Origin of the sequence: Xanthomonas sp. NCPPB 1128 (genome assembly GCF_001043115.1) — a bacterium.
Lineage (GTDB): Bacteria > Pseudomonadota > Gammaproteobacteria > Xanthomonadales > Xanthomonadaceae > Xanthomonas_A.
In genome coordinates this window covers 1-22,110 of the sequence record NZ_LFME01000007.1, presented here as the reverse complement: position 1 = coordinate 22,110, position 22,110 = coordinate 1, and the positions used below count along the sequence as shown (strand labels likewise).

At 69.8% G+C, this 22,110-nt stretch carries 22 protein-coding genes; 14 read left to right on the top strand and 8 right to left on the bottom strand.

What is annotated here, in order from left to right; all coding sequences use genetic code 11:
• Positions 1 to 3: 3 nt before the first annotated feature.
• The gene (gene rlmM, locus ACP93_RS06790; protein ID WP_048489996.1) at positions 4 to 1,068 is read left to right on the top strand and encodes a 23S rRNA (cytidine(2498)-2'-O)-methyltransferase RlmM; all 1,065 of its coding nucleotides are present in this window, start codon (positions 4 to 6) and stop codon (positions 1,066 to 1,068) included.
• A gap of 122 nt (positions 1,069 to 1,190) precedes the next feature.
• On the opposite strand, the gene ACP93_RS06785 is transcribed toward rlmM, so the two are convergent.
• Positions 1,191 to 2,306, bottom strand: a complete 1,116-nt coding sequence (locus ACP93_RS06785) for a Gfo/Idh/MocA family protein (RefSeq protein WP_048489995.1) — start codon at positions 2,304 to 2,306, stop codon at positions 1,191 to 1,193.
• Between the two features lie 125 nt (positions 2,307 to 2,431).
• Between ACP93_RS06785 and ACP93_RS06780 the strand changes: the two genes are divergently transcribed.
• The 4 genes from ACP93_RS06780 (at position 2,432) to ACP93_RS06765 (ending at position 5,247) form a co-directional block, all read left to right on the top strand.
• The gene (locus ACP93_RS06780) at positions 2,432 to 3,331 is read left to right on the top strand and encodes an SMP-30/gluconolactonase/LRE family protein (protein WP_048489994.1); all 900 of its coding nucleotides are present in this window, start codon (positions 2,432 to 2,434) and stop codon (positions 3,329 to 3,331) included.
• Between the two features lie 90 nt (positions 3,332 to 3,421).
• Positions 3,422 to 4,144: a hypothetical protein gene (locus ACP93_RS06775; RefSeq protein ID WP_048489993.1), complete on the top strand. Its 723-nt coding sequence runs from the start codon at positions 3,422 to 3,424 to the stop codon at positions 4,142 to 4,144.
• A gap of 46 nt (positions 4,145 to 4,190) precedes the next feature.
• Complete coding sequence (locus ACP93_RS06770) at positions 4,191 to 4,586, top strand: EF-hand domain-containing protein (protein ID WP_048489992.1); 396 nt, start codon at positions 4,191 to 4,193, stop codon at positions 4,584 to 4,586.
• A 340-nt stretch (positions 4,587 to 4,926) separates the two neighbouring features.
• On the top strand, positions 4,927 to 5,247 hold the full coding sequence (locus ACP93_RS06765) for an EF-hand domain-containing protein (RefSeq protein WP_010340011.1): 321 nt from the start codon (positions 4,927 to 4,929) through the stop codon (positions 5,245 to 5,247).
• A gap of 259 nt (positions 5,248 to 5,506) precedes the next feature.
• Here ACP93_RS06765 and comJ read toward each other — a convergent pair whose 3' ends face one another.
• From comJ to ubiH, 3 genes are all read right to left on the bottom strand, one after another.
• Entirely contained in the window at positions 5,507 to 5,989 is a 483-nt protein-coding gene (gene comJ, locus ACP93_RS06760; RefSeq protein WP_048490085.1) for a competence protein ComJ, read from the bottom strand.
• Positions 5,990 to 6,209: 220 nt separating this feature from the next.
• The gene (locus tag ACP93_RS06755) at positions 6,210 to 7,388 is read right to left on the bottom strand and encodes a UbiH/UbiF family hydroxylase (protein WP_048490084.1); all 1,179 of its coding nucleotides are present in this window, start codon (positions 7,386 to 7,388) and stop codon (positions 6,210 to 6,212) included.
• Positions 7,385 to 8,599 carry a 2-octaprenyl-6-methoxyphenyl hydroxylase gene (gene ubiH / locus ACP93_RS06750; RefSeq protein WP_048489991.1) on the bottom strand — a complete coding sequence of 405 codons (1,215 nt, stop codon included), beginning with the start codon at positions 8,597 to 8,599 and terminating at the stop codon, positions 7,385 to 7,387. Before ubiH ends, ACP93_RS06755 begins: the two co-directional genes overlap by 4 nt.
• Before the next feature lie 143 nt (positions 8,600 to 8,742).
• Here ubiH and ACP93_RS06745 point away from each other — a divergent pair, with 143 nt between their 5' ends.
• The 9 genes from ACP93_RS06745 (at position 8,743) to ACP93_RS06705 (ending at position 18,236) form a co-directional block, all read left to right on the top strand.
• A complete protein-coding gene (locus tag ACP93_RS06745; RefSeq protein WP_048489990.1) occupies positions 8,743 to 9,327 on the top strand; it encodes a hypothetical protein in 585 nt (194 codons plus the stop codon).
• Between the two features lie 5 nt (positions 9,328 to 9,332).
• Positions 9,333 to 9,887, top strand: coding sequence for a cob(I)yrinic acid a,c-diamide adenosyltransferase (locus ACP93_RS06740; RefSeq protein WP_017913876.1), 555 nt, complete (start codon positions 9,333 to 9,335; stop codon positions 9,885 to 9,887).
• 24 nt (positions 9,888 to 9,911) lie between these two features.
• Entirely contained in the window at positions 9,912 to 10,817 is a 906-nt protein-coding gene (locus ACP93_RS06735; protein ID WP_048489989.1) for a histone deacetylase family protein, read from the top strand.
• 191 nt (positions 10,818 to 11,008) lie between these two features.
• Entirely contained in the window at positions 11,009 to 13,354 is a 2,346-nt protein-coding gene (gene lptD / locus ACP93_RS06730) for an LPS-assembly protein LptD (protein WP_082143388.1), read from the top strand.
• On the top strand, positions 13,351 to 14,712 hold the full coding sequence (locus ACP93_RS06725; RefSeq protein ID WP_048489987.1) for a peptidylprolyl isomerase: 1,362 nt from the start codon (positions 13,351 to 13,353) through the stop codon (positions 14,710 to 14,712). Before lptD ends, ACP93_RS06725 begins: the two co-directional genes overlap by 4 nt.
• A 3-nt stretch (positions 14,713 to 14,715) precedes the next feature.
• Positions 14,716 to 15,693 (top strand): 4-hydroxythreonine-4-phosphate dehydrogenase PdxA, encoded by a 978-nt coding sequence (pdxA, locus tag ACP93_RS06720; protein ID WP_048489986.1) that lies wholly within the window; start codon positions 14,716 to 14,718, stop codon positions 15,691 to 15,693.
• A gap of 129 nt (positions 15,694 to 15,822) precedes the next feature.
• The gene (gene rsmA, locus ACP93_RS06715) at positions 15,823 to 16,617 is read left to right on the top strand and encodes a 16S rRNA (adenine(1518)-N(6)/adenine(1519)-N(6))-dimethyltransferase RsmA (protein ID WP_048489985.1); all 795 of its coding nucleotides are present in this window, start codon (positions 15,823 to 15,825) and stop codon (positions 16,615 to 16,617) included.
• A 306-nt stretch (positions 16,618 to 16,923) separates the two neighbouring features.
• On the top strand, positions 16,924 to 17,307 hold the full coding sequence (gene apaG, locus ACP93_RS06710) for a Co2+/Mg2+ efflux protein ApaG (RefSeq protein WP_043093104.1): 384 nt from the start codon (positions 16,924 to 16,926) through the stop codon (positions 17,305 to 17,307).
• Positions 17,307 to 18,236 carry a symmetrical bis(5'-nucleosyl)-tetraphosphatase gene (locus ACP93_RS06705; RefSeq protein ID WP_048489984.1) on the top strand — a complete coding sequence of 310 codons (930 nt, stop codon included), beginning with the start codon at positions 17,307 to 17,309 and terminating at the stop codon, positions 18,234 to 18,236. Before apaG ends, ACP93_RS06705 begins: the two co-directional genes overlap by 1 nt.
• 354 nt (positions 18,237 to 18,590) lie before the next feature.
• Here ACP93_RS06705 and ACP93_RS06700 read toward each other — a convergent pair whose 3' ends face one another.
• The 4 genes from ACP93_RS06700 to ACP93_RS06685 all read right to left on the bottom strand — a co-directional run bounded on the left by ACP93_RS06700 (position 18,591) and on the right by ACP93_RS06685 (position 22,048).
• On the bottom strand, positions 18,591 to 19,097 hold the full coding sequence (locus tag ACP93_RS06700; RefSeq protein WP_204243653.1) for a dihydrofolate reductase: 507 nt from the start codon (positions 19,095 to 19,097) through the stop codon (positions 18,591 to 18,593).
• A gap of 92 nt (positions 19,098 to 19,189) precedes the next feature.
• Positions 19,190 to 19,984, bottom strand: a complete 795-nt coding sequence (locus ACP93_RS06695) for a thymidylate synthase (protein ID WP_048490082.1) — start codon at positions 19,982 to 19,984, stop codon at positions 19,190 to 19,192.
• Entirely contained in the window at positions 19,981 to 20,889 is a 909-nt protein-coding gene (gene lgt, locus ACP93_RS06690; RefSeq protein ID WP_048489983.1) for a prolipoprotein diacylglyceryl transferase, read from the bottom strand. The genes ACP93_RS06695 and lgt overlap by 4 nt, the downstream gene beginning before the upstream one ends.
• 667 nt (positions 20,890 to 21,556) lie before the next feature.
• Entirely contained in the window at positions 21,557 to 22,048 is a 492-nt protein-coding gene (locus ACP93_RS06685; RefSeq protein WP_048489982.1) for a TPM domain-containing protein, read from the bottom strand.
• Between the last annotated feature and the right edge of the window lie 62 nt (positions 22,049 to 22,110).

Here is a 22,110-nt window from a genome sequence, read left to right as displayed (position 1 = left end):
CCCATGTCCTTCGAGAACGGCCCGCTGGTCCATGGCCTGCTGTGCTACTGCCGGCCCGGCTTCGAACCGGAGCTGGCGGCCGAACTCAACGCGCGCGCCGGCGAGGCCGGGCTGGCCGCCTACGCGCGCACCGAGCGCAACAGCGGCTACGCGCTGCTGCTCAGCGACACGGCGGTGCCGGCGCAGGCGCTGCCCTGGCGCGGGCTGATCTTCGCCCGGCAGAAGCTGCAGTTGCTGGCCGAACTGCGCGAGTTGCCGGCCAGCGACCGCATCGCGCCGATCCTGCAGGCGCTTGCCGGACAGCCGCGCTTCGGCGACCTGTGGGTCGAACATCCGGACTCGGATGCCGGCAAGCCGCTGTCTGGCCTGGCGCGCAGCTTCGGCAACGCGCTGCGCCCGGCGCTGCGCAAGGCCGGCCTGCTCAGCGACAAGCCGCAACCGCGGCTGCCGCGCCTGCACGTGTGCTTCGTGACCGGCACCCACGCCCTGCTGGCGGTGGCCGACAGCGAGGACAGCGCGCCGTGGCCGCTGGGCATCCCACGCCTCAAGCTGCTGCCCGAGGCGCCCTCGCGCTCGGCACTGAAACTGGAGGAAGCGCTGCTGGCGCTGCTGACTCCGCACGAGCGCGAGGCGCTGCTGCGCCCGGGCATGCGCGCCGCCGACCTCGGCGCCGCCCCCGGCGGCTGGACCTGGGTCCTGACCCGTCAGCACCTGCACGTGACCAGCGTGGACAACGGCCCGCTGCGCCAACACGTGCTCGACAGCGGTCTGGTCGATCACCTGCGCGCCGACGGCTTCCACTGGAAACCGCCGCAGCCGCTGGACTGGATGGTCTGCGACATGGTCGAGCAACCGCGCCGCGTCGCCGAGCGCATGGCCACCTGGTTCCGCGAGGGCTGGTGCCGGCACGCGATCTTCAACCTGAAGCTGCCGATGAAGAAGCGCTGGGACGAGACCCGGCTGTGCCTGGACCTGTTCGCCGAGCGTGCCGAGCGCCCGCTGCAGCTGCGCGCCAAGCAGCTCTACCACGATCGCGAAGAGATCACGGTGCTGGCGATCCCGGACTGAGCGGCGGCTAGCACAACACATCTAGTTTTTCGTAGGAGCGGCTTCAGCCGCGATGGGCATTACCGGGAAAGCCCGTCGCGGCTGAAGCCGCTCCTACGAGAAGCACATCGCGCCACCAACGGCTACAGCACGATCCGCGCTCCATGCGCGCGCGCCGAGTGCTGGATCGCCTCGACGATGCGGATGTCGCGCAGGCCTTCTTCGCCGGGCACCCGCAGCGGCGTGCCCTGCAGGATCGCCAGCGCGTCCTCGTCCATCTGCAGCGCCTGCTGGTGGCGCACTCGCGCGTCGAACAGACGGCCGTCGCTGGCCCGGCCGCGCACGCCGTCGTAGGCCTGGAACGGCGCCAGTTCGTACCAGCCGTTCGCGCACTCGGCGCGCAGCAGGTTCATGGTGCGGCCGAAGCTTGCCGCGCAGGTGGCGGTCACCTCGTGCGGGAATTCCAGGGTGAAGTGCATGTGCTCGTCGACCTCGTCGAACAGCGCCGGCCGCTCCGTGGACCGCCGCGCGCTGACCGCCAGCGGCTCGGCGCCGGTCGTGTAGCGCGCCGCGTTGAGCGGATACACGCCCATGTCGTACATCGCGCCGCCGCCGCACTCCGCGCGCAACCGCCACGGCCGCTGCGCCGGGTCGGTGTCGCCATAGCCGGCGTAGCCCGCCTCCGCGCGCACGCTGCGCACCGCCCCGAACGGACGTTCGCCGGCCAGGGCGATGACGCGCCGGGTATTGGGCTCGTGCTGCATGCGGTAGCCGATGCTCAGCCGCACCTTGTTGCGTACGCAGGCATCGATCATCGCCTGCGCCTGCTCGGCGTGCAGCGCCATCGGCTTTTCGCACCACACGTGCTTGCCGGCGGCGGCGGCGCGGATGCTCAGCGGCGCGTGCAGGTGCGGCGGCGTGACCACGTAGACGACGTCGATGTCCGGGTTGTCGGCGATGCGCTCCAGGTCGTCGTAGCTGTAGACGTTGCGATCCGGGATGCGGTAGCGCGCCTGCCACGGCGGGATCTTCTGCGGCGAGCCGGTGACGATGCCGGCCAGCCGGCAGTGCCTGGTCAGGGTGAGGCCCGGTGCCAGACGGCTGCTGGCGTACTCGCCCAGCCCGACCAGGGCCACGCCCAGCGGCTTGCGCCGTCGTGCCGGCGTGTCGCCCCACGCCGGCGACCCCAACAGGCCAGCGGCACCGGCGGACAGGCCGGCCAGCAACAGGCGGCGGCGATTCGGCGAGGACGGCTCCATGCGCAACTCCGACCGGAAGGATTCTCCACCCTAACCGCTTGCGCGGCATCGGCACTGTGAGCGCCATCGCGCGATGCGCCGAGGCCTCTGGCACACTGCCGCCTCCGCTTTTCCCGGAGACGCCGATGCGCTGCCGCCCACTGCTCGCCGCCCTCGCCCTGCTGCTGGCTGCCCCGGCCGGTGCGCAGGAGACGCTGTTCCAGGCCCGCGACCTGGTCGGCGATGGCGTGTTCACCGACAAGATCGAAGGCCCGGCCACCGGCCCGGACGGTGCGCTATACGTGGTCAACTTCGCCCACGACGGCAGCATCGGCCGGGTCCAGCGCGATGCCGACGGCCACGCGCAGGCGAGCCTGTTCGTGGATCTTCCCGCCGGCAGCATCGGCAACGGCATCCGCTTCGATCGCCGCGGGCGCATGCTCGTGGCCGACTACGGCCGGCACCGCATCCTGCGCATCGCCTTGCGCAGCAAGCGCATCGAGGTCTACGCCACGCTGCCGGGCGCGTTCCAGCCCAACGACATCGCGATGGCGCCGGACGGCACCCTGTACGCCAGCGACCCGGACTGGAAGCACGACGGCGGCCAGCTGTGGCGCATCGACCGCGACCGCAGCGCGCACCTGATCGAGACCGGCATGGGCACCACCAACGGCATCGAGGTCAGCCCCGACGGCAAGCGCCTGTACGTCAACGAGAGCGTGCAGCGGCGGATCTGGGTCTACGACCGTGCCGCCGACGGCACCGTGTCCAACAAGCGGCTGTTCGCCAGCTTCGCCGACGCCGGCCTGGACGGCATGCGCTGCGACGTCGACGGCAACCTGTACGTGGCCCGCTACGACGCCGGCAAGGTGATCGTGCTGGCGCCGGACGGCACGCTGCTGCACGAGGTCGCGACCAAGGGCCGCAAGCCCACCAACCTGGCCTTCGGCGGCGCCGACGGACGCGATGTCGACGTGACCCTGCAGGACCGCGGCGCGATCGAAACCTTCCGCAGCGACCGCCCCGGACGCGAGCACGGACGCTGAGGGGACGGATGGGATGCGTATCGCAGCGGCGTCTCAGTCCGCGCAATGGCCGCCTGGCATCCTGGCTGCACTGACTAGAGGGCCGCGCACATGCAGCCGATCGAACTGAACAACCCGGCCGGCTTCGCCGACGAATTCCTGCGCCTGACCCTGCTGCAGGGCTTCCAGTCGCTGACCAAGCGCGACCTGGAACTGCTGATCTTCGTGTTGCTGGAACGCGACGGCGCGATCTCGCGCAGCGATTCCAACAACGCGGTGGCGATGCGCCTGCGGGTGACCCCTGCCAAGGTCAAGGGCCTGCGCCGCGATGGCTACGCGCGCTGGCGCGCGCTGGTGCCGGAGGACAACGAGGCAGCGCTGCAGCGCATCGTCGCCACGGTGCTCACCGAGGACAACCTGCGCGCCGGGGCCAAGCACGTCAGCGAGCGCAGCAAGAAGGACGGCTTCCTGGCGATCCGCATCGAACACCCGGACGACCAGCAGCGCTTCGAACAGGCCATCGTCGACGTCGGCGCCATGCCCGTGTACGAGCGCAACCGCGACGTGATGGCGGTGCGCTTCGACACGCTGCTGAAGATCGCCGAACGCTGGGGCTACCTGCAGCCGGAGCCGGAGAAGGTGATGCACGAACTGCAGAAGCTGGCGCCCACCGCCGAAGAGGTCGCCGACCTGTTGAAGAAGGACGTGAGCAAGCTACGCTGGGAGGACGTGCGCCGCGCGCTCAACAGCCTCGGCGCCAAGGCCGTCGCCAGCACCGCCGAGGGCGGGCTGAAGGGCCTGTTGAAGCTCGCGTTTCCGTTCATCCCCGGCTGAGCGCCGGGGCCATCATTCCATCGTCGTCCCGGAGTCCGTCGTGTCCATGCCCTGCCGTTCCCTCGTCCTGCTCTGCTGCCTGTGCGCCTGCACCGCGCCGGCCGCGGCGCAGAACCTCAACGCCACCTCCAGCGCCACCACCGAGCCGCTGCGCGATGCGCCGGTCAACGTGCGCGCGCAGCCGCTCAGCAACGGCGTGGTGACCCACCAGGTGCAGTTGCCGGCCACGCCCGGCGAAGCGCAGGTGACCGTGCGCAGCATCCAGCCCGACCGCGTCGCCGGCAGCTATCGCATCGACTTCGAGGCGCTGGACACCGACCACGACGGCTACATCAGCCGCAGCGAAGCGCAGGCCAATCCGTCGCTGGCCGACGAGTTCGACGCGTTGGACACCTCCCACAGCGGCCGTCTCAGCCGCGCGCAGCTGGCCGGCTGGCTGTAGGGCGTCTCGCATCACGCCGGGATGCGTTCTGTAGGAGCGGCTTCAGCCGCGACGGGGCGTTATCAGTAAACCCGTCGCGGCTGAAGCCGCTCCTACAGGCAAGCTGCATCCGGCTTGCGTGTCGCGGAAGCAGATCGTGCGAAGCGTGCTGTCGCCGCGCCGACGTGCGTCCGGCACCGCCATGGCGGACGCCGTGGCAGCGTGAGCCGCGTTGGAGCACGCAGTGGAAACGCTTGCTAAATGGCGCCTGCGCGCACGTGCGAATGCCCGATTTTTTTAGTGTCGATTAATTTGGCCGGGCTTATGTTCTTGACTCCTTCCCAGCAACAGGAGTCGTGCCATGAACCGCATCGTTCCTCGTCTCGTCCCGTTCGCGTTCGCGCTGCTTGCCGCGCCGGCGCTTGCCATGGCGCAGTCGGCGCCGGACGAAGTGACGCTCCACCAGAACGGCCAGATCATCAACGTCACCTCGGTCGAACCCAACTCGATCGTCGGCGATTACCACATCGATTTCGCCAAGCTCGACCGCAACCATGACGGCTACATCAGCCGCGCCGAGGCCAAGGCCGATCCGACGCTGTACGCCGAGTTCGACGCCGTCGACGTGCATCACCATGGCCGCCTGAGCAAGGCCGACCTGGAAGGCTGGATGTCCACGTGACGCGAGCCACGCGTCGACCGACCCGCACCCTTTCCACCACACGCGCCGCCTGCGGCCTTTCTGCCGCATGCGGCGCGATTGTTTTCTGACGCAGCAACATCGCAAACACCGGCAATGCGAGCGCCGCAGCTTCGCGCAACCGCCTCATCCAAGCGGCCACCGCCAGCGCCGCTGCATCGGCCCCATCTCTTCGCAGCGCGTGTGGTCCACCAAGCCGTGCCGCTCCACCGCTCGGCCTCGCCCACCGCGCTGACGATGGCTACAGCATTCCTTCCAGCAGCGGCGCATCCTGTGCCCCGCCCCAGGGATCGTCTAGCAGATAGCACGCCGTCACCGGCTGCGTTGCCGGCACCAGGGTGAGCCGGTAATACACCTCGTCGTCGCCTTCGCAGACTTCGTAGTACAGCGCGTAGTCGCCAGGCTGCAGCGCCAGCGTCACATCGAAGGCCTCGGCGGCAGACGCCACCTGCACCCGTGCGTCCGCATTCACCCGGAACGGCACCTGCATGCGCCGCTGCGCACGCGGGTCGGGCGCGAACGCCGTGGCCAGGGTCAGGTGCACGTGTGCGCCGAACGCGTCCTCGGGCAACGGGTCGAACACCACGTAGTCGCGATGCAGGATCGCCCCCTGCTCCAGGTTGCGCGGCCCCCAGCGGCAGGCGGCGGCGTCGAAGGCGCGGGCGCGCAGCTGCAGCTGGCTGTGGGAAATCAACAGATCCACGGTCTGTGTCGCGTCTTGCATCGTCATCCTTCATGGCAGGGCGCGGCCTGCGTGCGGCGCTTCGCGCCCTACCCTCACCCCAACCCCTCTCCCGAGGGGAGAGGGGCTCAAGCAAACCAGCCGAAGCTGGCTCTTCCTTCTCCCTCCGGGAGAAGGTGCCCCGAAGGGGCGGATGAGGGTACGGGCGCCGCTCGGCGCGTGGTCAAATCCTGCGGCCTCCGCGTCCGGCCGGAGCGTGGGCTCACACGCCGGAAGCGCGCTTCCAGAAACCGTGCATCAACAACGGCAACTTGCCGGCCAGGCCCAGCAGCGGCCCGCGCAGCAAAGTCAGGTGCAGCTCGTCGTTGGAGAACAGGCGGTTGATCGCATCGAAGCCATAGGCGGCCACGGTGTTGTCGCTGCGGCGGCCGCGCGCCCAGCGCGCCAGCCGCTGCGGCGCCGCCCAGTCGACCCGCTGCGCCTGCGCCTGCCGCACCAGCGCCGCCAGCGCGGCGACGTCGCGCAGGCCGAGGTTGACCCCCTGCCCGGCCAGTGGGTGCACCACGTGCGCGGCATCGCCCAGCACCAGCAGGCGGCCGCGCTGGTAGGCCTCCACCAGTTGCCGGCGCAGCGGGAAGCCCAGCCGCGGCGACAGCGCGCGCACCGCGCCCAGGCGGGCGCCGAAGGCCTGGGTCAGTTCGGCGCCGAACGCCGCATCGTCCAGCGCCAGCACCCGCGCCGCCTCGGCCTCGGGCAGGGTCCACACGATCGAGCTGCGGCCGTCGGCGAACGGCAGGAATGCCAGCGGCCCGCTCGGCAGGAAGCGCTGCCAGGCGGTGTCCTGGTGCGGCTGTTCGGTCTGCACGAAGGCGACCACGCCGCGCTGGCCGTAGTCGTGCGCCGGCGCATCCAGCCCGGCCAGGCCGCGCAGGGTGGAATCGGCGCCGTCGGCGGCGATCGCCAGGCGCGCATCCAGGCGGCTGCCGTCGTCCAGGCGCAGGCGCGCGCGTTCGGCCGACGGCTCCAGCGCCTCCACCCGTGCCGGGCAATGCACCTGCACACCAGCCGCCGGCAGCGCCGCCCACAGCTGTTCGACCAGCAGATTGTGTTCGACGATCCAGCCGAGCTGGTCGCGGCCCAGCGTATCGGCATCGAAGGCCAGTTCGCCACCGCCGCCGGCATCCCACACGCGCATGCGCCGGTACGCGCTGGCGCGCTGCGCCAGCACCTGCGGCCACACGCCCAGGCCCTGCAGCAGGGCCGCGTTGTCCGGAGCGAAGGCGTACACGCGCAGGTCTGGCGTGTCGGCCGACCAGCGCGGCGGTTCGCGGCCCTCGACCAGCGCCACCGCCAGGCCTTCGCCGGCCAGGGCAAGCGCACAGGCCGCGCCGACCACGCCGCCGCCCACCACCACCACATCCAGCACGCCGCGCCGGCTCATGCGCGCGCCTCCCGGCACAGCTGCGGCACATCGCCGCGGAAGCCCATCGCGCCGCCGACCAGGAACGACTGCAGCGGCGCGGCCTGCGCCGCGGCCAGCAGGCCCAGGCTGCGCAGCGGGCGCAGCAGCGGGGTCGGATTGGCGGTCAGCCGCGCCAGCCCGCCGGAGAACGTCACCGTGCGCTGGCGATCCTGCTCGCGGCGCTGCGCGTACTGCTGCAGCAGCGCCGGCGCGCCCGGGTCGGTGCCGTCGCGCTCGATCAGTTCGGCCAGGGTCAGCGCATCGCGCAGGCCCAGGTTGAAGCCCTGCGCGCCCAGCGGGTGCAAGGTTTGCGCGGCATTGCCCAGCAGCACCGCGCGCGCGTCGGTCAGCCGCTCGGCCAGCACCTGCACGATCGGGTAGGCGCTGCGCTCGCCGCTGCCGAGCAGACGGCCGACGCGCCAGCCCAGGGCATCCTGCAGCCGCTGCAGCCAGGCACCTTCGTCCAGCGCCGCCACCGCATCGGCGTCCTCGGCGGCCACCGCGTGGATCGCGCCGTAATGGCGGTCGCCGCGCGGCAACAAGGCGGTCGGGCCGTCGTCGCGGAAGCGCTCGTAGGCGGTGCCGTCGGGCTGGCGGCTGCCGCGTACCCGCGCCACGAACAGGGTCTGCTGGAAATCGTGGCGCGTTGCGGCGATGCCCAAGGCTTCGCGCACCGCGCTGGCGCTGCCGTCGGCACCGACCAGCAAGCGCGTGTGCAGGACCTCCTCGCTGCCATCGCACACGATGCGCAGGCGGCGCACGCCCTCTTCGGTGTCGGCCTCCAGCGCCACGAACTGCGCCGGGCGGTAGCGGGTCAGCCGCGTGGTCGCCGCCAGGCTCGCCTCCAGCGCCTCGCCGAAGTCGCGCGCGACGACCACCTGGCCGAAAGCCTCGCGTCCGTAGTCGGCGGCTTCCAACCGCACCCGGCCGAAATCGCCCGCGCGGCTGACGTGGATGCGGCGGATCGGTCCGGTCGGCGCGCGCAGCCGCTGCATCACCCCCAACGCGCCCAGCGCGTTGATCGTGGCGGCGGCGAAGCTGAGGTTGCGCTGGTCGAACACCGGCGGCAACGCGCCCGGCGGTGCGGCCTCGACCAGGCCCACGTCCACCCCCAGCCGGTCCAGGGCGATGGCCAGGCTGGCGCCGACCAGGCCGCCGCCGACGATCACTACGTCATGTCGTTTGCTCATCCGGCCATGATACGACCCGCACCCGTCTGCCCGGTGAGCGCCACCGCCCAGTCGGCGTGCCGTGGCGGCAGCGGCGCACAGCGCTCGCGCGCGCCGCGCTTCCAGTAGAATCCGGGGTCTTACGTGCACCGGTGCCCGCCGCCATGACGCCTTCCGCCCACCGCCTCCCCGCCCTGCTGCTGTTGACCGCGCTGCTGGCCGCGACCCGCATCAACCACTTCGGGGCGATCCCGGACGCGTCGTGGGCGGCGTTCTTCGTCGGCGGCTTCTACCTGCGCAGTTGGACCCGCTGGGCGTTCCCGCTGCTGATGGCGCTGGCGGTGCTGGTCGACTACCTGGTCATCCGCAGCCAGGGCATGGATTTCTGGCAGCACTACTGCGTGTCGCCGGCCTACTGGTGCCTGATCCCGGCCTATTTCGTGCTGTGGGCCGGCGGCGCCTGGCTGGCGCGGCGCTACCACGGTGCCGGCTGGCGCGCCCTGGGCCTGGCCGCCGCCAGCCTGCTGGTGGCGGTGGCGCTGTGCCACCTGCTGGCGCAGGGCAGCTTCTACTGGGTCAGCCGCAGCGTGCCGAACCCGACCCTGGCCGGCTGGTGGCAGAACTACAGCGACTGGCTGCTGCCGTACCTGGGCAGCGCCAGCCTCTACGTGGCGCTGGCCGCGGCGATCCAGGTCGGCGTCGAGCAACTGGCGCGGCTGGGCCAGCGCGGCCAGCCGGTCGGTCACTGACCGGGATGGGCAACCGCCTCTCCAAGATCTACACCCGCACCGGCGACGACGGCAGCACCGGCCTGGGCGACGGCAACCGGGTCGGCAAGGACTCGGCGCGGGTCGCCGCCTACGGCACCGTGGACGAGGCCAACTCGGCGATCGGCGTGGTCCTGGCCTGCCCGCTGGCCGAGGACGTGCGGCACCTGCTGACCGCGATCCAGCACCAGTTGTTCGATCTCGGCGGGGAGCTGTGCATCCCCGGCCATGCCGCCATCCATGCCGCCGACATCGACGCACTGGAACGGCACCTGGACCGCTACAACGACACCCTGCCGCCGCTGCAGGACTTCATCCTGCCCGCCGGCGGCGAGGCCGCGGCGCGCTGCCACCTGGCCCGTACCATCGTGCGCCGCGCCGAGCGCGAGACGGTGGCACTGTCGCGCCAGGACGCGGTGCGCCCGGAAGCGGTGCGCTACCTCAACCGCCTCTCCGACCTGCTGTTCGTGCTGGCGCGGGTGCTGGCGCGGGCCGACGGCCACGGCGAAGTACTGTGGCGCCACGACCGGCGCCAGGCCTGAGCGACGCCCGGGCCGCGGCCACGCATGCTGATCTACACCCATCCTGCCTGCCTGGGTCACGCGCCGGGACCGGAGCATCCGGAACGGCCGCAGCGCCTGGAGGCGGTCACCACCGCGCTGCGCGAGGCCTTTCCCACGCTGGAATGGCGCGAGGCGCCGCTGGCCAAGCTCGGCGACCTGGCCCGGGTCCATGAGCGCGAGCTGATTGATCGCGTCCTGGCCGACCTCGACGGCCCGCAGATGCTCGACGTGGACACGGTGCTCTCGCCCGGTTCGCGCGCGGCCGCACTGCGCGCCGCCGGTGCCGGCGTGGCCGCGGTGGACGCGGTGATGCACGGTGTCACCGACACCGCATTCTGCGCGGTCCGCCCCCCCGGCCACCACGCCACCGCCGACACCGCGATGGGTTTCTGCCTGTTCAACAACGTGGCCGTGGCCGCCGCCCACGCCCGCGACGCGCATGGGCTGGAGCGGATCGCCATCGTCGATTTCGACGTGCACCACGGCAACGGCACCCAGGCGATCTTCGAGCGCGAACCCAAGGTGCAGTACCTCAGCACCCACCAGTCCGGGCTGTTCCCGCACACCGGCGGGGTCCACGACCGCGGCGTCGGCAACCTGCACAACGCCTTGCTGCCGCCGGGCAGCGGCGGCTTCCGCTTCCGCAACACCTGGGCCGACCAGATGCTGCCGCTGCTGGACGCGTTCAAGCCGCAGCTGCTGCTGATCTCGGCTGGCTTCGACGCGCACATGCGCGACCCGCTGGCCGATCTGATGCTGGAAACCGAAGACTTCGGCTGGATCACTGCCGAACTGCGCACGGTGGCGCAACGGCATGCGCGCGGCCGGGTGGTGTCCCTGCTGGAAGGCGGCTACGACCTGCAGGCGCTGCGCGAGGGCAGCGTCGCCCACGTCGACGCGCTGCGCTGAGGGCGCGTCATCCAGCCCAAGTAGTGCCACGCCGTGGCTGGGCGCCGTCGGCCAGCCAACACGGCGTCCTCAGGAATCGATGGCACCCTGGACACCGATGAACCCCGTCCCCCGGCCCCGGGACGCCTTCATTGCCCCTATGCACGGGATGGGGCAAGCTAGCGACCGTTTTCGCCCGATACCTGACGCGCGTGCGCCGAACCCTTCGCCTGCTCCCTCTTCCGTTCAGTATCGCCCTCTGCCTGCCGGCCGTGGCGGCTGAAAAGCCGCCGAACTGGGGCCTGTGCCCGACCCCGGACGTGCTGCCCAAGTTCGACGACGCGCAGCAGCCGGACCCCAAGCTCGCGCAGAACCGCGACCAGCAGCCGACCAATATCGAAGGCGACCAGCTGTCGGGCACCACCACCATCCCGAACTACACGGGCAACGTCGCGCTCAAGCGCGGCGACCAGTTCATGGGGACGGACAGCCTGCGGGTGGACACCGAGACCGGCAACTACATTGCCGAGGGCCATGTGCGCTACCAGGATTCGTCGATCCGCATGATCGCCGACCGGGCCGAAGGCAATCAGGACACCGACACCCACAAGATCACCAACATCCGCTACCAGCTGCTGGCCCGCCGCGGCAACGGCAAGGCCGATTCGGTCGACCTGCAGGGCGCGCTCGGGCAGATGCACCGCTCCACCTACACCACCTGCGACCCTTCGCAGCGGGTATGGGAACTGCATGCGCCGGAAATCGACGTCGACAACGACGAAGGCTTCGGTACCGCGCGCAACGCGATCCTGAAGATCTACAACGTTCCGATCCTGTACGCGCCCTGGTTCAAGTTCCCGATCGACGATCGCCGCACCAGCGGCTTCCTGTTCCCGGCGATCGGCATGTCCAGCCGTAACGGCTTCGACTACACCCAGCCGTACTACCTGAACCTGGCGCCGAACTACGACGCCACGCTGTATCCGCGCTTCATGGCCCGCCGCGGCCTGATGCTGGGCAGCGAATTCCGCTATCTCTACGATGGCGGCAAGGGTGAGCTGCAGGCCGCCTACCTGCCCGACGACAAGCTGCGCGACAAGGATCGCGGCCGGTTCGGTTATCAGGGCTACCACAACATCAATTCCCAGTGGCACGCGCGCGCCTCGCTGGCCTGGGTCAGCGACGAGCGCTACACGGAGGATTTCTCCAACCGCTTGCTCGGCAATGCGGTGTCCAACATTCAAAGCCAGATCGGCGTCTACGGCACCGGCGACACCTGGACCGCGGGCGTGATGGCCGACCGCTGGCAGCTGACCGACTACACCCTGACCGAGGACGCGCTGCCGTACAACCGCCAGCCGCGCGCCTTCTTCAACTGGGACCAGTCGTTCGGCAACTACTTCGAAGCCGGCCTGTACAGCGAAGCCGTGCGCTTCGTGCACGACGACATCCACGCCAAGGATGCACTGTACGAACGCACCGGCGTGGTCACCCCACGCCCCGGCGGCAGCCGCCTGGACCTCAAGCCCTACCTCTCGATGCCGCTGGCCGGCGCCGCGTGGTTCCTCAAGCCGACCCTGGCCTGGCGCTATACCGCCTACCAGTTGGACAAGGACCTGGCGGCCACGCTCGGCGGCGACACCACGCCCTCGCGCAGCCTGCCGATCGCCACCGTCGACGCGGGCCTGTACTTCGACCGCGATACCAAATGGGGCAACACCAACTATCTGCAGACCCTGGAACCGCGGCTGTTCTACCTCTACACGCCGTACCGCGACCAGAGCGACCTGCCGATCTTCGATACCCGCGAGTTCACCTTCAGCTGGGGCCAGTTGTTCCGCGACTCGCGCTACACCGGCGCCGACCGCCAGAACGACGCCAACCAGCTGACCATGGCGCTGAGTTCGCGCCTGCTGCGCCAGGACGACGGCAAGGAGAAGCTGTCGGTCAGCCTCGGCCAGATCCTGTATTTCAGCGATTCGCGGGTCAGCCTGCCGGACAGCGACACCACCATCGAGCAGGGCAAGTCGGCCTGGGTGGCCGATGCCAACTACATGATCAACGACCGCTGGAACCTGGGCGCCACCTATCAGTGGGATCCCAAGTACCACCGCAAGGACCTGGCCAGCTTCCGCACCCGCTACCTGCTGCCCGGCGACGGCATCATCAACCTCAGCTACCGCTACCGCCGCGACCTGCTGGAACAGGCCGATGTGTCGTTCCTGTACCCGATCAATCCGACCTGGAGCCTGGTCGGGCGGCATTACTACTCGCTGATGGACAAAAAGCCGCTGGAGAGCATCCTCGGCGTGCAGTGGGACAGTTGCTGCCTGGCCGTGCGGGCGCTGGCGCGGCGCTACGTGCGCAACCGCACCGGCGCGCTGGATACCGCGTTCCAGATCGAGTTCGTGCTCAAGGGCCTGTCGTCCCTGGGCCAGGACACGGACCGTGTTCTGCGCCGTGCTATTCTCGGCTACAACCGCGACGACCTGTACTTGGTCCCGCCCAGCAACACCACGACCGATCCGGACGCTTACGATCCGAACCAGATTCCATGACCAAGACCCTTTCTGTTTTTCTCGCCGCTCTGATGGCGATCGCTGGCGTGTCCGCTCCGGCCGCCGCGCAACAAACCCAACCGCTGGACCGCATTGCCGCGGTGGTCGACGAGGATGTCGTGCTGCAGAGCGAGCTGGATCGTGCCGTGCGCAACGTGAAGGCGCAGTATGCCGGCCGCGAGGCGCAGCTGCCGCCGGATAACGTGCTGCAGCGGCAGGTGCTCGAGCGCCTGGTCCTGGTCAAGCTGCAGGTCGCGCGCGCCAACAGCACCGGCATCCGCGTCGGCGACGACGAGTTGAACCGTGCCATCGCCAGCATCGCCCAGCAGAACGGTACCGACGTGGACGGCCTGCGCAAGAAGCTGGCCGCCGACGGCATGTCCTACACCGACTTCCGCAACTCGGTGCGCGACGAGATCACCGTGCAGCGCCTGCGCCAGAGCTTCGCGCAGAGCCGCATCAACGTCAGCGAGGCCGAAGTCGACGCGGCGCTGGCACAGCAGGCCACCACCGGCACCCAGTACCACCTGGCGCACATCCTGGTCGGCCTGCCGGAAGGCGCCACCGCCGAGCAGATCAAGACCGCGCAGGGCAAGATCGACGGGGTCAAGAACCTGATCGACAAGGGCGAGATCGACTTCAACGCCGCGGCGGTGCGCTACTCCGACAGCCCCAACGCGCTGGAAGGCGGCGATCTGGGCTGGCGCAGCCTGGACGAAATCCCCAACGCGTTCGCGCAGTTGATCCGCGACATGAAGCCGGGCCAGGTCGCCGGCCCGCTGCGCGGCCCCAGCGGCTTCCAGTTGCTGAAGCTGGTCGAAGTGCGCGACGCCTCGGCCAACCCGGAAAAGAAGACCGTCACCGAGTACCACGCCCGCCACATCCTGATCCGGGTCAACGACGCGCAGCCCGATGCGGCCGCCAAGGCCAAGATCGAGACCCTGCGTGCGCGCATCGCCGGCGGCGCCGACTTCCAGGCCGTGGCCAAGGAAGCGTCGGAAGACACCAACAGCCGCAGCCAGGGTGGCGATCTGGGCTGGTTCCCGGCCGACGCGTTCGGCCCGGACTTCGGCCAGCACGTCGCGAGCCTCCAGGACGGCCAGATTTCGCAGCCGTTCCGCACCGAGGCCGGCTGGCACATCGTGCAGCGCGTCGCCGAGCGCCAGACCGACGTGACCAGCGATACCCAGCGCGCCCAGGTCCGCGAGACCATCGGCCGCCGCAAGCTGGAAGAGGAATACAACCGCTTCCTGCAGGAAATGCGCGGCGAAGCCTACGTCGACCTGCGCGTGGGCAACACCGACGCCGCCACTGCGCCGGCGGCCACGCCCGCGCCGGCGCCCGCCGCCAAGCCCTGATCCATGCGCCCCTCGCTCGCGCTGGTGCCGGGCGAGCCGGGCGGGATCGGCCCGGAGCTGTGCGTGCGGCTGGCGCAGCAGCCGCGCCACGACTGCCAGCTCCTGGCCTTCGCCGATCCCGACACCTTGCGCGCCGCCGCCGCGGCGCTGTCGCTGCCACTGCAGTTGCTGCCCGAATCCAGCCCCGCCCTCGCCCCTGGCGACCTGCGCCTGCGCACGGTCGCCAATGCCGTGCCCAGCCGCTTTGGCGCGACCGAACCGGCCAACGCGGCCGCGGTGATCGCCGCACTGACCCAGGCCGCCGATGCCTGCCTGAGCGGGGAACTGGACGGCGTGGTGACCGGCCCGGTGCACAAGGCGGCGATCAACGCCGGCGGCATCGCCTACACCGGCACCACCGAGCTGTTGGCCCAACACGCCGGCCGCGAGGTGGTGATGATGCTGGCCAACGCCATCGTGCGCGTGGCCTTGGTCACGACCCATCTGCCGCTGCGCGCCGTCGCCGATGCGCTCACGCCGGCCCTGCTGGAACGCAGCCTGCGCATCACCGAAGCCGCCTTGCGCAATGAGTTCGGCATCGCCACGCCGACCATCGCGGTGCTGGGGCTGAACCCGCATGCCGGCGAGGATGGGCACCTGGGCCTTGAGGAGATCGAGGTGATGCAGCCGGTGCTGGACGCCTTGCGCGCGCAGGGCATGCGCCTGCTCGGCCCGTTGCCGGCCGATACCGCGTTCCTGCCGCAGAAGCTGGCGACCGTGGACGCGGTGCTGGCGATGTATCACGACCAGGGCCTGCCGGTGCTCAAGTACAGCGGCTTCGAGCAGGCGGTGAACCTGACCCTGGGCCTGCCCTATCCACGCGTGGCGGTCGACCACGGCACCGCACTGGAGCTGGCCGGCCGCGGCGTGGCCGACCCGTCCAGCCTGTTCGCTGCCACTGCGCTGTGCGCGCAACTGGCGGCGCGCCGCGCGCAGTCCTAGGCGCATCTCCGGGCGGCGTTCGGCATCTGCCGCAACCAGGGCACGCCCGGTGATGCCGGTCGCGGCTGAAGCCGCTCCTGCGTCACTGCAAGCGCGCGCCACCCCGCGCATGCCGATAAACTGCCCGCCATGACTTCCTCTTCCGGCTTCGGCGCCCCGGCCAAGAAATCCCTTGGCCAGCACTTCCTCAGCGACCGCCACTACATCGACAGCATCGTCCGCGCGGTCGATCCCAAGCCGGGCGACCGGCTGGTCGAGATCGGCCCCGGCCAGGGCGCGATCACCTTCCCGCTGCTGCGCCGGCATGGCCAGCTGACCGTGATCGAATTCGACCGCGACCTGATCGCGCCGTTGACCGCGGCGGCCGCCGACGTCGGCGAACTGACCATCCTCAACCGCGACGTGCTGTCGGTGGATTTCGCCGCCCTGGCCGAGGGCGCGCGCATCCGCCTGGTCGGCAACCTGCCCTACAACATCTCCTCGCCGATCCTGTTCCATGCGCTGGACCACGCCACGGCGATCGCCGACATGCACTTCATGCTGCAGAAGGAAGTGGTCGACCGCATGGCCGCCGACCCCGGCAGCAAGGTCTACGGCCGGCTCAGCGTGATGCTGCAGGCCTACTGCGAGGTGACCTCGCTGTTCGTGGTGCCGCCGGGCGCGTTCCGGCCGCCGCCGAAGGTGGATTCGGCCGTGGTGCGGCTGGTGCCGCGGCCGCCGCAGACGGTGGGCATCGCCGATCCCAAGCGCTTCGCCGATGTGGTCCGCGCCGCATTCGGGCAGCGCCGCAAGACCCTGCGCAACGCCTTGAACGGCGTCTGCGATGCCGCGCAGTTCGAGGCCGCGGGCGTGCGTCCGGACGCGCGCGCCGAGCAGCTCGAGGTCGGCGACTTCGTGCGCCTGGCCAACCTGCCCCTGGCCTGACGCGCCTGCGCCGCTCCCGCGGCGCCGGGCGCTCCACGAGCACGGAGGCGATGCCGGCACCGACACGCCTCAGAGCGGCATTTGGACATAGCGACGACGCCTTTGCCGTCTGCTAACAAGACGCGCGAACGTCGACCTCGCACGCCACGCTCCGCCTTCCCGCAAGCCGACCGCCCGCGGCGCGAAGCCACTCCACGCGGCGCGCCTGGGCCGTGGACAAGGCCGCTGGCGCACGCCACCCGCTTCGCAACGCGAACCGCTCACGCATCTCGCCTCAAACGGCAAAACACGCTCTAAACTGTGGGGATGAACGATGACGCCCCCTATCGGATCGAGGTCGAAGTGTCGCCCCGATTCCTCGACGACCAATCGGCGCCGGAGGACGGACGCTACACGTTCGCCTACACGATCCGCATCCACAACCGTGGCCGCGTCGCCGCGCGCCTGATCGCTCGCCACTGGGAGATCACCGACGGCAACGGCCGCATCGAACGCGTCGACGGCGACGGCGTGGTCGGCGAACAGCCGCGGCTGCGCCCGGGCGAGGATTTCCGCTACACCTCCGGGCTGGTACTGGAGACCGAACACGGCACGATGCGCGGCCACTACGACATGGAAGCCGACGACGGCACCCAGTTCATCGCCGCGATCGCGCCGTTCGTGCTGTCCGTCCCGCGGACCCTGCACTGATGGCGGTCTGGGCGATCGGCGACCTGCAGGGTTGCTACGACATCACCCAGCAGTTGCTGGAGAAGATCCGCTTCGATCCGGCGGTGGACCGGCTGTGGTTCTGCGGCGACCTGGTCAACCGCGGCGGGCAATCGCTGGAGACCCTGCGCCTGGTGCACTCGCTGCGCGAGCACAGCGTGGTGGTGCTCGGCAACCACGATCTGTCGCTGCTGGCGATCGGCGAGCGCAGCCCGGACGAACAGCGCAAGGTCAATCCGGACCTGCAGCGCATCGTGCTGGCCGAGGACCGCGACGAGCTGCTGACCTGGCTGCGCATGCAGAAGCTGCTGCACGCCGACCGCGAGCTCGGCTGGATGATGATCCACGCCGGCCTGGCGCCGAAGTGGACCACCGCGCTGGCCGAGAAGCATGCACGCGAGGTCGAGCAGCAACTGCACGGCAACGGCTATCGCAAACTGTTCCGCAACATGTACGGCGACCGCCCGGCGTGGTCGCCGGGGCTGACCGGCTACGACCGCTCGCGCGCGATCATCAACCTGTTCACCCGCGCCCGCTACTGCACCCCGCGCGGGCGCATCGCGATCGAGGAAAAGGGCACGCCCGGCACCCAGGCGCAGGGCCTGTACCCGTGGTTCGAGGTGCCGGGACGGGTCGAGCGCGACCTGAAGATCGTCTGCGGGCACTGGTCGACGCTGGGCCTGACCATCACCCAGGGTGTGCACGCGATCGACACCGGCGCGGTCTGGGGCGGCAAGCTCACCGCGTTGCGTCTGGACAGCGAGGACCTGCAGGTGGTGCAGGTCCCGGGCCGACCGGTGCAGGGACCGCCGCCGGCGGCGCGCAGCGGCACCCCGCGGCGGCGCAGCGCGCCGCACCGTGGCCCGGCCCCCGCTGCGCACGCACCTGCGCCTGCGCCAGAACAGGATTGATTCCCCAGATCGCCATACGAACGTGTGGGAGTCGCCTGTCACGCAGCCGCGACAAACGAAGCCGAAAGCCGACTGACATCTTCATCGTCGGGACTGAAGTCCCAGTACAGTCCTCCGACAAGGCTAGCGCCGCACCTGTGGGAGCGGCTTCAGCCGCGACGAGCGAAGTACAAAACTACTTGGAACCTTCATGCGTCAGGACTGAAGTCCCTCCCACAGTGCACCCGGCAAGCTCGCCGCAAGACCCTGTGGGCGGCTTTAGCCGCGACGGGCTTTCGCTGTGTAACGTCCGTTGCGGCTAAGTCGCCCCAACCACGCTCCTGGCTCTATGGCGTCAACGCCGCGAGCGGGCCTTTACACCGCGCCAGACTGGCGCCGGTAATCCACGAACTCGAAGGCCAGCGCATGCCGCGCGTCGGCCGGATGCGCCTGCCGCGCCACTACGTCCCACTGCGCCGGATCGAACACGGGAAAATGCGCATCGGCGCCGTCGACCACGGTGTCGACATGGGTCAGGTACAGCACCTCGGCCAACGGCAGCGCCAGGGCGAAGATGTCGCCGCCGCCGATCACCGCCAGCTCCGTGGCACCGGCTGCGCGCACCGCGTCGAGCGCCGCCTGCAGCGACGCCACCGGCTGCATGTCCGCAAAAGGCACCTGCCCCGAACGCGTCATCACCAGGTTCAAGCGCCCGGGCAGCGCGCGCCCCAGCGACTGCGCGGTCTTGCGCCCCATCAGCACCGGCTTGCCGAGCGTGAGTGCCTTGAACCGCTTCAGATCGTCCGGCAAGCGCCACGGCAAATCATTGTCGCGACCGATCGCATTGGCCCGATCCAGCGCCGCGATCAGGCTCAGTTGCAGAGGGTGGCGCGTAAGCGGCGCCGCATCCGTCCCCGTCGCGACGGCGGCGCTCGCCGATTCCCGATTCTCCATTCCCGATTCCCAGCTGCTGTTCACACCGCCACCGGCGCCTTGATCGCCGGATGCGGGTCGTAGCCCTCGATGGCGATGTCGTCGTAGGTGAAGGCGAACAGATCGGTGACCGCCGGGTTCAGCCGCAACTGCGGCAACGGCCGCGGCGTACGCGCCAGTTGCTCGCGTGCCTGCGCGAAGTGATTGGAATACAGGTGCGCGTCGCCCAGCGTGTGCACGAAATCGCCCACGCCCAGGCCGGTGGCCTGCGCCACCATGTGGGTCAAAAGCGCGTAGCTGGCGATGTTGAACGGCACGCCCAGGAAGATGTCGCCGCTGCGCTGGTACAGCTGGCAGCTGAGCTTGCCGTCGACCACGTAGAACTGGAACAGGCTGTGGCACGGCATCAGCGCCATCTGCGGCAACTCGGCCACGTTCCAGGCGCTGATCACCAGCCGCCGCGAATCCGGGTTGCGCTTGATCTCGTCCACCAGCCACTGCATCTGGTCGATCTCGCGGCCGTCGGCGCCGGTCCAGCGCCGCCACTGCTTGCCGTACACCGGGCCGAGTTCGCCCTGCGCATCGGCCCACTCGTCCCAGATGCTGACCTTGTTGTCCTTGAGATAGGCGATGTTGGTCTCGCCTTTCAGGAACCACAGCAGCTCGTGCACGATCGAGCGCAGGTGCAGCTTCTTGGTGGTGACCAGGGGGAAGCCGTCGTTGAGGTCGAAGCGCATCTGCCAGCCGAACACGCTGCGCGTGCCGGTGCCGGTGCGGTCGGCTTTCTCCGCGCCGCGCTCCAGCACGTGCTGCAGCAATTCCAGGTACGGCTTCACTTGGCCACCTCCGGCGGCGGCACCGGCTGCAGTACCGGCGCGCTGCGCGAGCGCCACAGCAGGAACAGGCCGAGCAGGATCAGCGGGATGCTCAACTGCTGGCCGCGGGTCAGCCAATGGAACGCCAGGTAGCCGAGCTGCGCATCCGGCACCCGCACGAACTCCACCGCGAAACGGAACACGCCGTACAGCAACGCGAACAGGCCGGACACCGCATAACGCGCGCGCGGCTTCATCGAGAACGTCCACAGCACCACGAACATCACCAGCCCTTCCAGCGCTGCTTCGTACAGCTGCGACGGATGGCGGGCATAGCGGTCGAGCAGGCCTGCGGCGTACTGCTGCTGCAGTTGCGCGGTGCTCATCAGACTCTCCAGCGCGGGTGCGTTGGCCACCCCGTCCGTCGCTGGCGCGTGCGGAAAGATCACGCCCCAGCCGGCGTGGGTCAACTTGCCCCACAACTCGCCGCCGACGAAATTGCCGATGCGGCCGAAGCCCAGGCCCAGCGGCACCAGCGGCGCGATGAAATCGACGGTGTCGAAGAAATGCAGGCGCGCCTTGCGCGTCCACCACAGGCAAGCCGCCAGCACGCCCAACAGGCCGCCGTGGAAGCTCATGCCACCGTCCCACACCTTGAAGATCAGCAGCGGGTCGGCCAGGAAATCGGACAACGCGTAGAACAGCATGTAGCCGATGCGCCCGCCCAGCACCACGCCGAGCATCGCGTAGAACAGCAGGTCGGAGAAGCCGTCCTCGTTCACCCCGGGCAGGCGCCCGGCGCGAATGCGGCGGCGGCCCAGCCACCAGGCCGAGATGAAGCCGGCCAGATACATCAGCCCGTACCAATGCACCTTCACCGGCCCGAACGAGAAGGCGATGGGATCGATCTGGTGGAGATAGGTCATGCGCAAGCGTCGGCCGGGGGGCAAAGAGTGCCTATTCTGCCACTGACTCCGTTGGTTGCCGCGATTTGCGGACGGTACATCGGGGTGGCGCTTCATCTGCCGGCAGGCGCACGCGTCTGCCACTGACTCCGCTGGTTGCCGCGATTTGCGGACGGCACAGCGGAGTGGCGCTTCATCTGCCGGCAGGCGCACGCGTCTGCCACTGACTCCGCTGGTTGCCGCGATTTGCGGACGGCACAGCGGGGTGGCGCTTCATCTGCCGACAGGCGCACGCGCCTGCCACTGACTCCGCCAATTGCCGCGATTGCGGACGGTACAGCGGGGTGGCGCTTCATCTGCGGGCAGGCGCATACGTCCACCGCCGGCTCTGCGCGTGACCGCTGCACAGTCGGACGCGTTGCGCAGTCCCGTAGGAGCGGCTTCAGCCGCGACGGGCGTTACCGAGAAGGCCCGTCGCGGCTGAAGCGCTCCTACGGGGGGATGCGTCGGCAGCAAGGTCGGTGCACAAACCCCCAACCAAGCAAATGGCTCTGATCGGCAGCATGTGGATAGCGCATTCCGCGGCCGCCCGCATGCTTGCGGAAGCCAGGCGTACTGGAATCCACCACATCGGCGACAAAACGCCGCATGTCATCTACCGGCAGGACACATCCCAGATCCAGCCGCGCTAATCCAGCACCTGCGGCAGGTTCGGCAATTCGTTATTGCCCTGCTGGCCCGGCTGCGCCGGGAAGTGCGCGGCCAGCAACGCCGAGACCGCGCCGACGCCGGCGATCACCGCCTGCTCGGGCTGGCCTGCGCGCATCTCGCGCTCGATCAGTGCGCAGACCTGGCGCCACTGTGCGGCGTCCACGCGCCCGTGCAGGCCGCGGTCGGCGACGATCTCGATGTGATGATCGGCCAGCAACAGGTAGATCAGCACGCCGTTATTGGCCTCGGTATCCCAGGTGCGCAACTGCGCGAAGGCCTGCTCGGCGCGCAGCAGTGGCGACATGCCACGCAGCACCTGCGCCGGCGCCAGGCCCGACTCCACCGCGAACATCACCTGCCCGCGGTGCAGGCGCTCGCCCTCGGCGATCGCCGCGCCGATGCGCTCCAGGCTGGCCGCCGGAAACAGACGCTGTGCGGACGGCGCAAACAGGTGCCGGAGCAGGCGCATCACCAGCTCCCCGAGGCGCCACCGCCTCCGGAACTGCCACCACCACCGCCCCAGCCGCCTCC